At 68.2% G+C, this 13918-nt stretch carries 14 protein-coding genes; 5 read left to right on the forward strand and 9 right to left on the reverse strand.

What is annotated here, in order from left to right; translation table 11 throughout:
- The first annotated feature begins 186 nt into the window (after positions 1-186).
- Complete coding sequence (locus BAY61_RS30205) at positions 187-597, forward strand: acyl-CoA thioesterase (protein ID WP_091805550.1); 411 nt, start codon at positions 187-189, stop codon at positions 595-597.
- A 10-nt stretch (positions 598-607) separates the two neighbouring features.
- On the opposite strand, the gene BAY61_RS30210 is transcribed toward BAY61_RS30205, so the two are convergent.
- From BAY61_RS30210 to lanKC, 4 genes are read right to left on the reverse strand one after another with little or no spacing between them, the layout of a single operon-like run.
- On the reverse strand, positions 608-2434 hold the full coding sequence (locus BAY61_RS30210; protein WP_091805552.1) for an ATP-binding cassette domain-containing protein: 1827 nt from the start codon (positions 2432-2434) through the stop codon (positions 608-610).
- Entirely contained in the window at positions 2431-2718 is a 288-nt protein-coding gene (locus BAY61_RS30215) for a hypothetical protein (RefSeq protein ID WP_091805555.1), read from the reverse strand. Before BAY61_RS30215 ends, BAY61_RS30210 begins: the two co-directional genes overlap by 4 nt.
- A gap of 15 nt (positions 2719-2733) precedes the next feature.
- A complete protein-coding gene (locus tag BAY61_RS30220; protein WP_091805558.1) occupies positions 2734-4026 on the reverse strand; it encodes an ABC transporter ATP-binding protein in 1293 nt (430 codons plus the stop codon).
- 30 nt (positions 4027-4056) lie between these two features.
- Complete coding sequence (gene lanKC, locus BAY61_RS30225; RefSeq protein WP_342749598.1) at positions 4057-6612, reverse strand: class III lanthionine synthetase LanKC; 2556 nt, start codon at positions 6610-6612, stop codon at positions 4057-4059.
- 338 nt (positions 6613-6950) lie between these two features.
- On the opposite strand from lanKC, the gene BAY61_RS30230 reads away from it, so the two are divergent.
- Both BAY61_RS30230 and BAY61_RS30235 read left to right on the forward strand, forming a co-directional pair.
- Positions 6951-7316: a hypothetical protein gene (locus tag BAY61_RS30230; RefSeq protein ID WP_091805565.1), complete on the forward strand. Its 366-nt coding sequence runs from the start codon at positions 6951-6953 to the stop codon at positions 7314-7316.
- Positions 7309-7761 carry a hypothetical protein gene (locus BAY61_RS30235; protein WP_091805568.1) on the forward strand — a complete coding sequence of 151 codons (453 nt, stop codon included), beginning with the start codon at positions 7309-7311 and terminating at the stop codon, positions 7759-7761. Before BAY61_RS30230 ends, BAY61_RS30235 begins: the two co-directional genes overlap by 8 nt.
- Here the strand turns inward: BAY61_RS30235 and BAY61_RS30240 are convergent.
- From BAY61_RS30240 to BAY61_RS30255, 4 genes are read right to left on the reverse strand one after another with little or no spacing between them, the layout of a single operon-like run.
- Positions 7742-8089 carry a hypothetical protein gene (locus tag BAY61_RS30240; protein WP_091805571.1) on the reverse strand — a complete coding sequence of 116 codons (348 nt, stop codon included), beginning with the start codon at positions 8087-8089 and terminating at the stop codon, positions 7742-7744. The genes BAY61_RS30235 and BAY61_RS30240 overlap by 20 nt on opposite strands.
- 31 nt (positions 8090-8120) lie before the next feature.
- A complete protein-coding gene (locus BAY61_RS30245; RefSeq protein ID WP_091805574.1) occupies positions 8121-9008 on the reverse strand; it encodes a M56 family metallopeptidase in 888 nt (295 codons plus the stop codon).
- Positions 9005-9367, reverse strand: a complete 363-nt coding sequence (locus tag BAY61_RS30250; protein ID WP_091805577.1) for a BlaI/MecI/CopY family transcriptional regulator — start codon at positions 9365-9367, stop codon at positions 9005-9007. The genes BAY61_RS30245 and BAY61_RS30250 overlap by 4 nt, the downstream gene beginning before the upstream one ends.
- Before the next feature lie 26 nt (positions 9368-9393).
- On the reverse strand, positions 9394-10983 hold the full coding sequence (locus BAY61_RS30255; protein WP_245865573.1) for a PucR family transcriptional regulator: 1590 nt from the start codon (positions 10981-10983) through the stop codon (positions 9394-9396).
- A 59-nt stretch (positions 10984-11042) separates the two neighbouring features.
- Here BAY61_RS30255 and pruA point away from each other — a divergent pair, with 59 nt between their 5' ends.
- Positions 11043-12668, forward strand: a complete 1626-nt coding sequence (gene pruA, locus BAY61_RS30260; RefSeq protein WP_091805583.1) for an L-glutamate gamma-semialdehyde dehydrogenase — start codon at positions 11043-11045, stop codon at positions 12666-12668.
- An 8-nt stretch (positions 12669-12676) separates the two neighbouring features.
- Positions 12677-13600 carry a proline dehydrogenase family protein gene (locus tag BAY61_RS30265; protein WP_091805585.1) on the forward strand — a complete coding sequence of 308 codons (924 nt, stop codon included), beginning with the start codon at positions 12677-12679 and terminating at the stop codon, positions 13598-13600.
- A 9-nt stretch (positions 13601-13609) separates the two neighbouring features.
- Here BAY61_RS30265 and BAY61_RS30270 read toward each other — a convergent pair whose 3' ends face one another.
- Complete coding sequence (locus tag BAY61_RS30270) at positions 13610-13861, reverse strand: Prokaryotic metallothionein (protein WP_091805587.1); 252 nt, start codon at positions 13859-13861, stop codon at positions 13610-13612.
- Positions 13862-13918 lie beyond the last annotated feature (57 nt).

Consider the following 13918-nt stretch of genomic DNA (forward strand, 5'->3'; position numbering starts at 1 on the left):
ACACGACCTAGGGCCGACCCCCATCGGCCTTTGGATCAAATTTTGGTCGAGCTCCTATGGAAGGCGCCGCCGGGGGGTTGACTCCGTTCTGCTGAGCGGACTTACTGAGCAATACCTACCTTCCGGACGCTACCCGATAGCCCGGCGGTGCGCCAAGAACTCAGAGTGGACAGCTAGATTCGAAGCGTGACTTACGCTCACTGGGAGTTGGTTCCGACCAGGTGGAAGGACAACGACGTATATGGGCACGTCAACAACGTTGTCCACTACTCGTTGATGGACACGGTGATCAACGACTGGCTGATCACCGAAGGCGGACTCGACATTCACACCGGCGACGCGATCGGTCTGTGTGTCGAATCGCACTGCAACTACCTCGCGGCCGTCGAGTTCCCCGAGAAGCTCGCGATCGGCCTGCGCGTGGGAAAACTGGGCCGATCGAGTGTTCGCTACGAAATCGGAATACACCGCGCGAACCGGTCGGAAGTGGTCGCCGAAGGTCATTTCGTGCACGTGTTCGTCGACAGGACGAGTCGCCGCCCCGTCGAGATCACCGGCCGGCTTCGCGCCTCACTCGAAGCGCTCGTCGTCGACTGAGCGCCGGTGCTCAAGGCTGCTTGCCGAGCGGGACATCGGTTCCAGCGACCCGGTCCGCATGGGCTGAAGCCGGTCGGGTCTCGCGCTCCCCGCGACCGCGCGCCTGCCTGGGTATCGGGTGTTCGACCTCCGGTTCGTCACTGTCGTGCGCTCGAATGCGCATCTCGGCGTCCCGGGCGGGGATCTCGGCGTCCTGAGTGCGGATGTCGGCGTGGTGCTTTGGCTCCGTTCCCAGCACCAGGACCCTGCCCTGCCTCGGCGACGGACCCGGCCCGGACGTCATCACCACCAGGGTTCCGCCACGCGCCGCGAACGCCCTTTCGGCTCGCGCCTCGGCTTCGGCTGTCAGGCAGGAGGTCGCCTCGTCGAGCACCACCACCTTCGCCGGGCTCGCGTACAACCTCGCCAGCGCGAGCAACTGCGCGTCAGCGACCGAAAGGCCGCGATTCCGGTGGCCGACCTCGCCGGACAACCCACCGAGCCGTTCGACGACCTCACCCGCGCCGACCGCCGCGACGGAGACCAGCAACTGGCCATCCGTCACCGACCCCGCCGACAGCGAGGACACGGTCAGATTCTCCCGCACCGAACCCGCGAAGAGGTACGGCTCACTCGGCAGGTAGCCGACGATCCGGTGCCGCTCGGCAGGCGCGATCCTGCTGACCGGTTCGCCGCCGAGCAGCACCCTTCCCCGCTGCGGTTCGAGCTGTCCGGTGAGCAGCGCCGCGAACGTCGACTTGCCGAGCCCGCTCTCGCCGACGACCGTCAGGCGATCGCCGGGAACGAGGTCGAGGCTCAGCCCTTCGACGATCGGCTCGGCATCCGGTCCCCAGCGAAACGTCACCCCGCGCAGACTGATGCCCGCGTGCCCGGGAGCGACGGATCCGGCAGGCAGCGGGTCGGGCTTGCCTCCACCGCCGAGTCCTCGCAGCGCGGTGAACAGCTTCCCCGTGGTTCCACTCGTCGTAGCGAGTCCGTTGAAGGCAGGCAACACTCCCAGCACGAGATAGCACAGCACACCAAAAGCGGCGCCTTGCGTGAGCCGACCTTCCGCGACCATGCCCGGTGCCACGAATCCGACCCCGAGCAACGGGACGAGCAGGCCGAAACCGACGGCGACAGCCCGCACGGCCGCCATGCGCGCGACGGCGATGGCCGCTCGTTCGGATCGGTCGACATCGGCGCACACACCTGCCGCCGCCGAAGCTTCCGCCCCGCACGACACGACGTCGCGCATGCCTGCGAACACGTCGGCGGCGGATCGTTCCGCCCGCTCCTGAGCCAGCGCAAGGTCCTGCTGCCTGGCCAGCGATCTCGGCATCGACAGCACGACGATCACCGACGACAACAGCACCGGCACGACGACGATCAACGCCAGTTGCCACGCGAACACGAAAAGCCCTGCCATCGCCGCGACCCCGGTGACGACGAGCCCTCTGATCTCGCCGAGCAGGCGCCCGGTCGCCTGCCTGACGTCTTCGATCCGCAGCAGAATCCCCGGCACGTCCGGTTCGCCGATGCGGCACCTCGGCAGCGCCCGCACGCCGAGGACACCGCGAACGACCGCGCCCGCGAGCACGTCACGTAGCGGCTCCACGACCGAACCCAGCCTGCTGAACACCAGCAGCGAGCCAAGCGCGCCAACCCCGAAGAGCGCGAGAAGTACCCCGAGCACGCCGATTCCGAACGCGACCCTTCCCTGCTGGAAGCCTTCGCTCACCGCACGCTCGACAAGCCATCCGGTCGCGAAAGCGGGAACGCCTTCGATCACGGAGCAGCCGAGCAGCACGAGCAGTGCTCGCCACCGCTCGCCGATCGTCCTCAGGTACAGCCTCATCGTGGTCCGCCTTCGGCGAAGACGGCACGATAGGCGGGTTCGGCGAGCAGGTCCTCGTGTTTCGCGACGGCTCGCACCCTTCCGTGCGCGAGCCAGACGACGACGTCGGCGGACTCGGCCGTCGCGGCGCTGCCCGTCACCACGACCCTGGTCTTTCCCCGCAGTGAACGGAAGGCGAGATCTTCGGTTCCCCGCTCGGCGATCAGCACGCGCGGACCACGCACGATCGCCCTCGCCAGCCCGATACGTCGGGTCTCCTCTTCGGACAACGGCAGGTGCCGCAAGGAAGTGTGGTGACCTTAGGGCAGCCTCGCGACAAGACCGCCGACCCCTGCCGCGGCGCACGCGCGGTCGACGGCCCGCGAACCGGCCCAGCTTCCGTACGCGATCGCGTCGGCGAAGCTCGTACCCACCAGCCGAGGCCGGGTGGGCGCGTAGCCGATGGCGGCGCGCAACTGTGCCGGCGCCAGTTCGGCCATCCGGACCCCGTCGAGCAGCACCTCGCCCGTTTCGACGGGACGAAGCCCCGCGAGCACGCCCGCGAGCGCCTCCGTGCCGACCGCCGAGCGGCCGACGACGGCGACAGCACTGCCTGACCGCACCGTCAGGTCGACCTCTCGCAGCACCGTACCGACGCTGACGCCGCGCAACGCGATCGTTCCCTTGCCAGGCGGCAGTTTCGCGGTCCCGGCCATCGGCGCGGGGCTCGCACGGATCTCGGCGACGCGCTCGGCACTCGACCTGGCTCTCCTGAGTTCGCCGACGAGCCCGATTCGCGGCACGAAGCTCGCCCCGAGCGCCGCGTAACAGCACGCGGCGAGCAGTTCGCCGATGGTCAGTCTGCCCGCCGTGACACCGAATCCAGCCGCGCACAGCACGGCGAGGCAGGTGAGCGGCAACGCGAGTCGGGCTGGCCAGGTCGCGCGGGCCGCCGCGCGCCACCTTTCGACACCGGCGGTGTGCATCAGCGGCAACGGGCGGAGCACTCGGCGGGCCTCGTGTTCGGCGATGCCGCTTTCCGCGATCGTCCTGAGTCCGGCGACGGCGTGGCGCAGCAGCGCGGAGAGTTCGCTCGCCGGACGGTGCTCACCCGAGTCTTCGGCATCGAGAGCATGGCGCGCCTTCGCGGCGAGGGGAACCGCGAACAACACGCTGATCACGAAGGCGCCGAGCAGCCTCCAGTCGAGGATCGCGAGCAGCACCAGCGAACCAGAGGACACGAGCACGGCTGAGACAAGCGCGGCGAAGAGAGCGGGCCGCGAGCCCGCTGTCGCGCAGTCCGTGGTGAACCCGCGCCGCGCCGCGCCGATCCCTGGCGGCGATGCGGTCCCGAACCCGCACAGCTGCCTTGTCAGCCCCCTGCGCAACCGGGCGGTCATCGTCGCGGTGATCCCGGCAGCGAGCAGCGTCGCGGCTGCGGACGCGCCGAGCTGGCTGCCTCCGACCGCGAGCAGCGCACCGAGCCGCGACCAGTTCAGCTCACCGGCGACGACGGCGTCGGCGACAGCGGACAGCGCGTAGGGCGTCACCAGCGTCGCCGCGGCGGCAAGCACCGTGAGCAGCAGCAGTCCCGCTTCGCGCCGGTCGCTCACCCCGCCCTCCTAGCCTGCTCGTCGTCGGAATCAGTGGACCGGCACGAGGTCCGCTCTTCCCACCTGGGCGCCCAGGAAAGGAAACACCGGCCGACGGACGTCCACAGTGGAGGATATGGTGAGCAGTACGCCCGCGGCGCCTGTCGACAGGTCCATCGATAGCCGGAGCAATCCGTTGCCGGGAAAGGCGATTCCGCCGTTCCCGAACGGCACGGCGTAGCACGCGAGACCGGCCAGGCGACGCGTGATCGTCTCGCCGAGTTCCGGATCGGCCCTTCTGCGCTGTTCGGCGGCGAGCGCGACGACGAGACCACCCGCGCCACCGAGAAGCCCGGGACTTCCCGAGAACTCGGCATGGCAGGCGAGCAACAGGCGGGGCAGCAGCCGGAGGCACCGCGCGTGGGGGCGGTGGAGCGCGAGCCGCTCGATCGCGATCGCGATACCCGCGCTACCGACGCCGAGAAACGGCAAGGTTCGGCTGGCGCCATCGGAAACCCGAAGCGATCCGTCGAAGGCGGTACGGCATTCTCCGAGATCACGCTCTATCGCGGCCTCAGCGAGGTCGAGCCAGACTGGGTCGGCCGAGTACTCGAACAGCGAGACGAACAACAGCGCGGGCCCCGACCAGCCCCGGCTGAGTCCCGCGCCCGCGAACGTGCTCACCCTGGTGCTCGCCGTGGCGAGGCGACCAGCGAGTCCGCTCCCGATGCGCTCCGCTTCGTCCACCCTGCCGAGGAAAAGCAGGTTGAGCCCGATCCCGGCGAGACCGGTCCCGAAACCGTGATTCCCGTTCTTTTCAAGGGATTCCACGAGCGGTTCTGCGGCGTCGACGAGGTCCATGGCCCGCTCGCGGTAGCCGAACCCGGCGAGTACGTGCGCGATTCCGTGCGCCCCGTCGAGGAAGCCCGCTCGCCGAGGAGGGCTCCGGTCGAGCGCGTCGAGCAACCACGCCTCGAACTCGGGGTACCTGCCGAAACCTGCCGCGTCGAGCGCGTAGAGCACCCCGGCGGCTCCGTACCCGAAGCCGCTACCACCGAGCCGGAATTGCGCGATGTCGCAGGGGAAGAGCCGGTCGGTACGCGCGGGAGTCGCGCTGGCGACGATGGCATCGGCGACGCGCTCCGTGACGTCGTTCCAGTCAGGTTCGGCCGCGTCGAGCGCGGTGGCCGTCGCGCTCCGCGCGCACGAGGGCGTCGGCAACGCGGCATGCGGAAGGTCGAAGCGCCGCCTCGCCAGTTCGGTCAGTGTGCCCATCCGGGAGGCCGCGAGTTCGAGAACAGGAGCGACGGGGAGGAACAGCCACAGCGCGAGCGAGGCGAGCGCGTGGTCGTCGATCTCGAAACCGAACTTGTCGGCGGGAGCGCGGAAGCCAGGCGCGCCGAGCGCTTGCCGCCCCGGTTCGTCGGCGGGGAAGGCGAGTTCGAAATCGACGAGGGACACCGCGACCTGGTCGCCGGTCTCGGCGACCAGGACGTTGTCGGGATGCAGGTCGGCGTAGACGATGCCGCGACGGTGGATGTCGGCGAGCACTGAGCGGACCGCGTCGACGACGCGATGCGCTCTCGTCGCGTAGTCGGCCAGGTCCCGCTCGGTCGCCGCTGCCCTCGTCAACGGATAGTTGGTGGCGTGCCATGCGGAAAGCGGCTCGCCCGCGACCTCGTCCATCGCGAGAAATAGGTGCTCGTCCGCGGAAAAGAGACCGTGCGCGCCGGGGACGCCGTCGATTCCGGCGAGCAGGTTCAGGACGGCGTGTTCCCTGCGCAGTCTCGATACGGCGTCGGTCCCTTCCGCATCGAGCCCGGCGTATGGCCGCGCTTCCTTGAGTACGACGTCCCCGTCGTCGGTCAGCCGCTGCGCGCGGTAGACGCCGCCTCCGTTGGAGAAGTGCAGCGAACCGGTGACGCGGAAGGGAAACTCGTCTCCTCGGGTTCGCCTGGCGAGATACGGGCGAAGGCAGTGGGGCACCTCGACCCACTCCGGCACGGAGAAGGTGGGGACGACGAGGTCGGCGACAACGGTGCCATCGGGTTTGCTGACGACCGCGTCCGTGCTCGTTCCCGGCCTGGGGAAAGCGCCGTAGCGCGCGTGAAGCGGGCCGTCGCCGTAGCGGAGATCGCTCAGCACCCGAGGCCCCCGCTCTCCTTCGAGTTCGGAGGAGAGCTCGGCGAGAATCTGTGCGAAGGCGTTGGCTCCCACCGGATATATGGTGATCAGCTTTCCGCTCGACTCTCTCGGCGCGTATTTCGCGTTCCTGGTGAGCAGAATCGTTTTGTTCCGCAGGTGTCTGAAGGCGACTCGTCGCCGTAGGCAGTATCGGTGAACGCGGGACAGCACGCTCTCCGCGTTGTCGAGTGTTGCCGAAACGTGGATTTTCCAGCCTTGACTTGGAAGCCGGACCGCGTCGGGGAGCAGCGTGCGCCACGCTCCGGACTCCCACGAGCACCACCCCGATTCCGGAACTGGGGCAACCCGCGAGAACTCGGGTAAGCCATCATCGGCCTCACCTGGTTCGGCGAAGAAAGTCCGGTCCGCGACGCAGAATTCCTCGTAACGAGGGTCCACGATTTTCCTCCGTCCCTCGTTCACATCATCGACCGGCCACCGGTAATTTCCCCACGAAGGACTCGGGCCGCCAATCCGCCAGTTCAGCGGTTCGGCTGGGCTGAAAGGGAGGCTGGGTTTGTCGTTACCCATCGGTATTTGCGCTGTGCGTGAGCGGAGGTTTTCACCGGCCTCACCCGGTTGAGAACCCGGCGACGAAAAGCCAGGTGGGCAGCTCAGCCCTGCCCCGTGCCAACTACCCGAAAAGGCGACGGCGGACGGCTATCGCAAAGCGCGCCATCACGGTAGTGGCGAGCGCCCTGCCCAAGGCCACGTCGACCGGCCCCGTATGCTACGGGTAGTAGTAGCGTTGTGGAGGACCAGTGATCACCGGATATGCCGTCGCCGTGGCGCTGTGCTCGCTGGCCGTCGCGGCGTGGGCCTTCGTACTCGTCGCCAGAAACCGCCCGCCGAAGAAACCGTTGCTGACCGGACTCGCGGTCATCGAGGTACTACTGCTCGCGCAGGTGGTGATCTCGGTCGTGCTGCTCATCGGAGGCGATCGGCCCGGCAACATGGTCACCTTCATCGCCTACCTCGTCGGTTCGCTGCTTGTGCTGCCGATCGCGACGGTGTGGGCTCTGGCCGAACGCACGCGTTCGGCCACGGCGATTCTCGGCGTGGCCTGCGTGACCGTGCCGGTGCTCATTCTCAGGATGTCGGAGGTCTGGGGTGGCGCGAGTGCCTGAGGAAGCGAACCAGACCGCCGACGAACAGCCCGCGACGGCGAGCGGCCCTGGCAGGGTACTCATCGCGATCTACGCGATCTTCGCCGTCGGCGCGACCTCCCGCGCGGCAGTGCAGATCGCGACCAGGTTCGACGAGGCACCGTTTCCCTACGTGCTTTCGGCTTTCGCCGCGGTCGTGTACCTGCTGGCCACGTTCGCGCTTGCCCGAAAGGGAATCGGCTGGTGGCGAGTCGCGCTCGCCGCGTGCTCCGTCGAACTGGCAGGCGTACTCATCGTCGGAACGCTGAGCGTGTTCGACACCGCGGCGTTCCCTGACGCCGCGGTGTGGTCCAACTTCGGGATGGGCTACCTGTTCATTCCGTTGGTGTTGCCTGTCGTCGGCCTGCTGTGGCTGCGCAAGACGCACCCGAGCACGGCCGCCGGGATCACCAGAACACCGCGATAGCCACGTTGGCGACGGTCAGCACCGCCGTCGTCACGAAGAGCCCCTTGCCGCTCCGCGGCTTCCTGTGCATGATCAGCGCCAGCACGAGGATGATCATCGCGATCACGAGCTTGACGGCGACCTTGGTGTTGTCGGGCTCGTTGCCGGCGACCCCCGAGGAGGCGAGCCCGACGAGCGCGACACCGGTGAGCACCTGTGCACCGGCGCTGTAGAGCATGACCTTGGTTCCGGGGCCGGTCGGCGCGCTGGCACGCACCACGAGACCGGCGACGATGCCAGCCATACCAAGCAGGTGCAGAACGACGAGAGCGTCGTAAACGAAATCCATGACGAGAATTTACTACAAGGTGTAGTAAATCTCAGAGCGGGACCGCGAAAAGCGAAGCCGACGTTCCCAGCGCCGTCAGCACTACCACGCAGGCAAGCGGCCACGCCGGTGGAAAGCCGAACGCGGCCGGTTCGCGCAGCCTGCGAATCCGGGCCTGTACGGCGGTGTCGGAGACCGCGAGCGCACCGGCAGGCGTGCCACCGGCACCGTTCGCGTGGAACCGTTCGAGCGCGCTCGCCAACGGCTCCCTTCCCCGCTGCCTCGCCGCCCTGTCGTCCGCGCACATCTCGACGAGCAATTCGATCGTCGAACACACCTTGATCAGTGCCTTGTTTCTCGGCAGCAGCCTGCGCAGAGCCTGGAACGGAGCGACGACGAGGTGGTGCCGCTCGCGAGCGTGTGCCTGCTCGTGCGCGAGTACGGCGCCCAACTCCTCGGCGGTCAGCAGCTGCCTTGCCCCCGCGCTGACCACGATGCGCGGCGTGCGGCCGGGAAGGCAGTAGGCGACAGCGGCGGGATGATCGACGACGAGAGCGTCGGTGTCCGGCCGCGCGACGAGCTGGAGCAGCAGCCGGTGCCGCGCTCGCGCCCTCGCGGTACTACGCAGGCTCAGCAGCTGGTTGGCGATCAGCCAACCCGCGAGCCCGAGTCCGGCGGCGACGGAGGTGAGGTGCCACAGATCCAGCTCGTGGATCCGCAGCGGGAGATCGACAAGGGCGGGAAGCAGTCCCCTGCCGAATGGGGCAAGACCGAATCCGAGTAGCGCCCCGACGCTCGACACCACCAGGGTCAGCCCGCTGATCTGCCAGAGAATCAGGGCGGCTCGCGGATGCGCGTGGGTCCAGCGGCTGCGCAGCAGCCAGAGCGCCACGATCGCGGCCGCCATGGCCGCGGCGAGCTGGTGCCCCACCAGAATCACGGTTCATCGCCTCGTTCCAACGCCTCGCGCAGCGCCTCGGCCTCGTCATTGGTGACCGACTGCGCGAAACGAACAAGCGCCGAGCCCCTGTCACCCGTGAGTTCGAGGGCCTCCAGCATCAACTCCGCGACGTACTCCTCACGGCTCGCCGCCGGTGCGTAGAGCCACGCCCTTCCCGAGCGTTCCCTCCGCACGACGTTCTTGGCAGCCAACCTGGTCAGCACGGTCATCACGGTCGTGTAGGCAAGACCGCGATCGGCGAGCGCGGCATGCACTGCGCGCACGCTGACCGGTTCCTGGCGTGCCCACAGCACGTCCATCACCGCGCGCTCCAGTTCTCCGAGCTTCGCCACGTCCATCCCTTCGCCGCCGTTGCAGGAGAAATTCAACCACGAATCGCGTTGTAGGTGGTCACCGTTGTGACGGCGAGCAACAACTGGAGGTGGCAGGAAAGCCGTTCCCTCGGATCGCCGAAGTCGATGCCGCTGACCTGCCCCGCCCTGCGGATCCGGTGTCGCACCGTGTTGGGGTGGACGTGCAGCGAGGCCGCGACCGCGCCGACGTCGCCCATCGCGTCGAGGTAGGCGAGCAGGGTCGGCACCAGCTCGGTCCCTCGCTCCTCGTCGTGAGCGACCAGCGAGGCGACGGCGGGGTCACGCAGGTCGGGGTTGCCGTGCAGCAACGAGAGTGTTTCCCCGAGCAGCACCTCGGCTCTGAGATCGGAGATCGTCGCGACGGCGTTGGCTTCCCCCATCGCGCCGAGCACCCTGTCGGCCTCCGCGCGCGACCCCGGCACCTCGTGCAGCGTCGGAACGGGGGAGCCGATCCCGGCCTGCACCCTGACCCCGGTTCGCCGCTCCAGCACTCGCGCGACATCGGCGACCAGCGAGGCGAGGCCAGGTTCGTCCGGCAACACGGCGTACACGCGAGAACCGGAAGCGCCGACCAGCGCGCCCTTGCGGTAGGAGGCCATGTGCACCGAGACGACGCTGAGCATGTCGGCTCTGTGCAGCTCGTGGACCGGCTGATCGGGCTCGCGCTCGCGGACGGCGAACCCGACGACCGTGCACGCGGCTGCCGGGTCGATGCCGAGCTGACCCGCGACGAGATCGGGATTGGCTTTGCCGTCCAGCAGCCCCGCGACCAGTTCGTTTCTCGGCCTGCCCGCTTCGCTGCGGTGCCGCAACAGGTGAACGGCGGCAAGGCGTGCTCCGCCGAGCAGCGCGCTGTCGGCTCGGTCCGCGAACGCTTCCCTTCCCTCCTGCACCCAGATCGTGCCGAGGTGCTGCGCGCCTGCCCTGATGCCGACCGCGAGCCGCCTCCTGATGCCGAGTTCGGGATGCTCGTCGATGCGCACGACCTCTTCGCCGGAGCGCAGCCGCTCGAAGACTCCCCACTCCCTCAGCAGCGCGAGGTAGCTCCTCGGCCCCTCCCAGCCGAGGATCGACAGCCGCCGCAGCTCGTCGACCTCGTCGTCGGAGCGGGAGTAGGCGAGCACTCTGTTGCCGGCGTCCTCGATGCTGACGCTGCCGCCGGTCAGGGCCGCAAGCGTTTGCGCCAGCACGAAGAGGTCCCCTGGCTCCTCGTCGCTGCCCTCGGAAAGCGCGGCGGCGTCGAGCACCTGCCTGACGACTGTCTCCACCTGATCCCAGCGCATGCGCGGAGCGACGCCGAGCAGCGCGATCCCCGCTTCGCGGGCGACGGCCGCCAGCTCGGCCGGAGCCTCCTTGACCGCGACGACCGCTGCCCCTCGCCTCGCCGCCGCCCTGACGAACCTGGCCGCCTCCCTGCCGCGCGCGCCGATGACCAGCACGAGGTCCTGCTGGTAACTGCCAGGCTCGTCGTCGGGGTCGAGGATGGCGACGCCACACACGCGGGGGTCCGCCTCCGGGGTGCACAGCTCGACCAGCGGCTTTCCGATGGCGACAAGCAACTGACGCAAGGTCACGCCATTGTTCGATCGAACAACCTCCACGACTCAACGGTAGCCGAATCACCAATCCGTAGGGACCGTCCGAGCCCTAGCTTGCTGACATGGACGCGATTACCAGTGCACCGCCACCCCGTAATGAACCCGTCCGCGACTACGCCCCTGGTTCGCCCGAGCGCGAGAGCATCGCGACCACACTCTCCGAACTGGCGCGCGACCGCGTCGAACTGACCGCGACCGTCGACGGCGAGCACTACCTCCCCTCCGGCGAGCCCATCGACGTCGTCGCACCCCACGACCACGCGCGCGTCCTCGGCACGACGGCCAACGCGACCACCGAAGACGCCAAAGCCGCCGTCGCGGCCGCGCTAGGGGCGGCGGCGCAATGGCGCGCATTGCCCTTCGACGAGCGAGCCGCCGTACTGCTCAGGGCAGCCGACCTGCTGAGCGGGCCGTGGCGGGACACCCTCAACGCGGCGACCATGCTCGGCCAGAGCAAGACCGTCTTGCAGGCGGAAATCGACTCTGCCTGCGAACTCGCCGACTTCTGGCGGTTCAACGTGCACTTCGCGCGCGAGCTGCTGGCGGGACAGCCGGAGAGCGGCGACGGGAGCTGGAACCGGATGGACTACCGGCCCCTTGAAGGGTTCGTGTACGCCGTAACCCCTTTCAACTTCACCGCGATCGCGGGCAACCTGCCGACCGCGCCGGCGCTGATGGGCAACACGGTGCTGTGGAAGCCCGCGCAGACCCAGATGCTGGCCGCGCACTTCACCATGCGGCTGCTTGAGGAAGCGGGTCTCCCGCCCGGCGTCATCAACCTGCTTCCCGGCGACGGGCTCGCGGTCTCCGATGTCGCGCTCGCCGATCCGGCGCTGGCCGGTATCCACTTCACCGGCTCGACGGCCACCTTCCAGCGTCTGTGGTCGACGGTGGGCGGCAACATCGCCAACTACCGGACCTATCCGAGGATCGTCGGTGAGACAGGGGGAAAGGACTTCGTGCTCGCGCATCCGAGCGCGGACCCCGACGTGCTGCGCACCGCGCTGGTGAGGGGAGCTTTCGAGTTCCAGGGCCAGAAGTGCTCTGCCGCGTCCCGCGCGTTCGTTCCCCGCTCGCTGTGGAACCGCATCGAAGCCGACCTTGCGTCCGAAGTGGACTCCCTGACTGTCGGGGACGTCGCCGACTTCGGCAACTTCATGGGGGCCGTGATCGACAGGAAGTCCTTCGACCGGCTCTCCGGGGTGCTCGGCATGGTGCGTGAATCGCCATCGCTGCGGGTGGTGGCAGGAGGAACGGCGAACGCGGAGAGCGGCTACTTCGTGCGGCCGACCGTCGTGGTGGGAACCGACCCCTCCCACGAACTGTTCCGCACCGAGTACTTCGGACCGGTACTGGGCGTTCACGTATACGAGGACGGCGACTTCGACAAGGTACTCGGCGTCGTCGACGGCGGCTCGGCTTACGGGCTGACCGGTTCGATCATCGCGAGGGACAGGGCCGCGATCACGAAGGCGAGCGAGGCATTGCGATTCGCGGCAGGCAACTTCTACGTCAACGACAAGCCGACGGGAGCCGTCGTCGGAAGGCAGCCCTTCGGCGGGGCCCGCGCGTCGGGAACCAACGACAAGGCTGGTTCGGTGCTCAACCTGCTCAGGTGGACCAGCCCGCGCACAATCAAGGAGACCTTTGTCCCTCCGGTTCGGGTCCAGTACCCACACCAGGGTTAGGAACAATCATGTTGCGAGCAACCATCATCGCCGCTTCGCGTTCGCCGCGTTGCCGCTCACTCGTCGAGGGATTTCCTCCGGTCAGGCCGATCGTGGACCGGTTCGTCGCGGGGACGACGGTATCCGACGCGCTGCGGGTGACGACGCGACTCGCCGACGACAGGTACGTCACCCTCGATCACCTCGGCGAGAACACCGGCAGCAGGGAACAGGCGACGGAGACGGTGCTCGCCTACGAGACGGCGATACGCGCGATCGCGGACGAAGGGCTCGCCGCCAGGGCCGAGGTCTCGGTCAAACTGTCCTCTTTGGGCCTGACTCTGCCGGTGGACGGGCCGAAGGTCGCGCTCGACAACACCCGCAGGATCTGCGCGGCTGCCGAGGCCGCGGGGACAACGGTCACGGTCGACATGGAGGATCACACGAGCACCGACCGGACCTTGTCGATCGTGAACCAGCTCAGGGTCGACCACCCGTGGACCGGCACCGTGTTGCAGGCATACCTGCGGCGGACGGAAGCCGATTGTGCCGCGCTGGCAGGGCCGCGTTCCAGGGTGCGGTTGTGCAAAGGCGCCTACGCCGAGCCGGCCGACGTCGCGTATCAGCGAAAGTCCGATGTGGACGCTTCCTATGTGCGCTGCCTCAAGCTGCTCATCGACGGCGAGGGCTACCCCATGATCGCGACACACGACCCGAGGCTGATCGCGATCGCGGAAACCCTTGTCGCACGATCCGGGAGGCCGCACGGCAGCTACGAGTTCCAGTTCCTTTACGGGATCAGGGTTTCCGATCAGCGCAGGCTCGCCGCCGAAGGGCACAGGGTGCGGGTGTACGTGCCCTACGGCAGCGAGTGGTATCCGTACTTCGTCCGGCGCATCGGCGAGCGGCCCGCGAACCTCGCGTTCTTCGCGAGGGCACTCGCGGGCGGCTAGGTGTATTGGCTAGGAAGCGGGTACGGCGTCCTTGGCTTGCGCGCCCGCCTCCGTCGCCACTCGCGCACAGTGCGCGCAGCAGAAGAACTGGCCTCCGACGGCGATACCGTGTCCGATCACCCTGCACCCACAGTGCTCACACACGGGGGCAAGGCGGTGGATGGCGCATTCGAAGGAGTCGAACGTGTGCTTGCCTCCACCTTTGGTGTGCACCTCGAAAGACATGTCGTAGTCGTTCCCGCACACCTCGCAGGTTGCCATTGCGTCGTCACCTCCAGATCCGCACGGCTATGCGAACGTAGGCATTCCCGCATGCGG

Origin of the sequence: Prauserella marina (assembly GCF_002240355.1) — a bacterium.
GTDB classification, from domain to species: domain Bacteria; phylum Actinomycetota; class Actinomycetes; order Mycobacteriales; family Pseudonocardiaceae; genus Prauserella_A; species Prauserella_A marina.

Coding starts and splice junctions, on each gene's coding strand:
- BAY61_RS30250 (WP_091805577.1), bottom strand. CDS start 9,367: ATGGACGTGGCGAAGCTCGGAGAACTGGAGCGCGCGGTGATGGACGTG.
- BAY61_RS30270 (WP_091805587.1), bottom strand. CDS start 13,861: ATGGCAACCTGCGAGGTGTGCGGGAACGACTACGACATGTCTTTCGAG.
- BAY61_RS30240 (WP_091805571.1), bottom strand. CDS start 8,089: ATGGATTTCGTTTACGACGCTCTCGTCGTTCTGCACCTGCTTGGTATG.
- pruA (WP_091805583.1), top strand. CDS start 11,043: ATGGACGCGATTACCAGTGCACCGCCACCCCGTAATGAACCCGTCCGC.
- BAY61_RS30210 (WP_091805552.1), bottom strand. CDS start 2,434: ATGAGGCTGTACCTGAGGACGATCGGCGAGCGGTGGCGAGCACTGCTC.
- BAY61_RS30265 (WP_091805585.1), top strand. CDS start 12,677: ATGTTGCGAGCAACCATCATCGCCGCTTCGCGTTCGCCGCGTTGCCGC.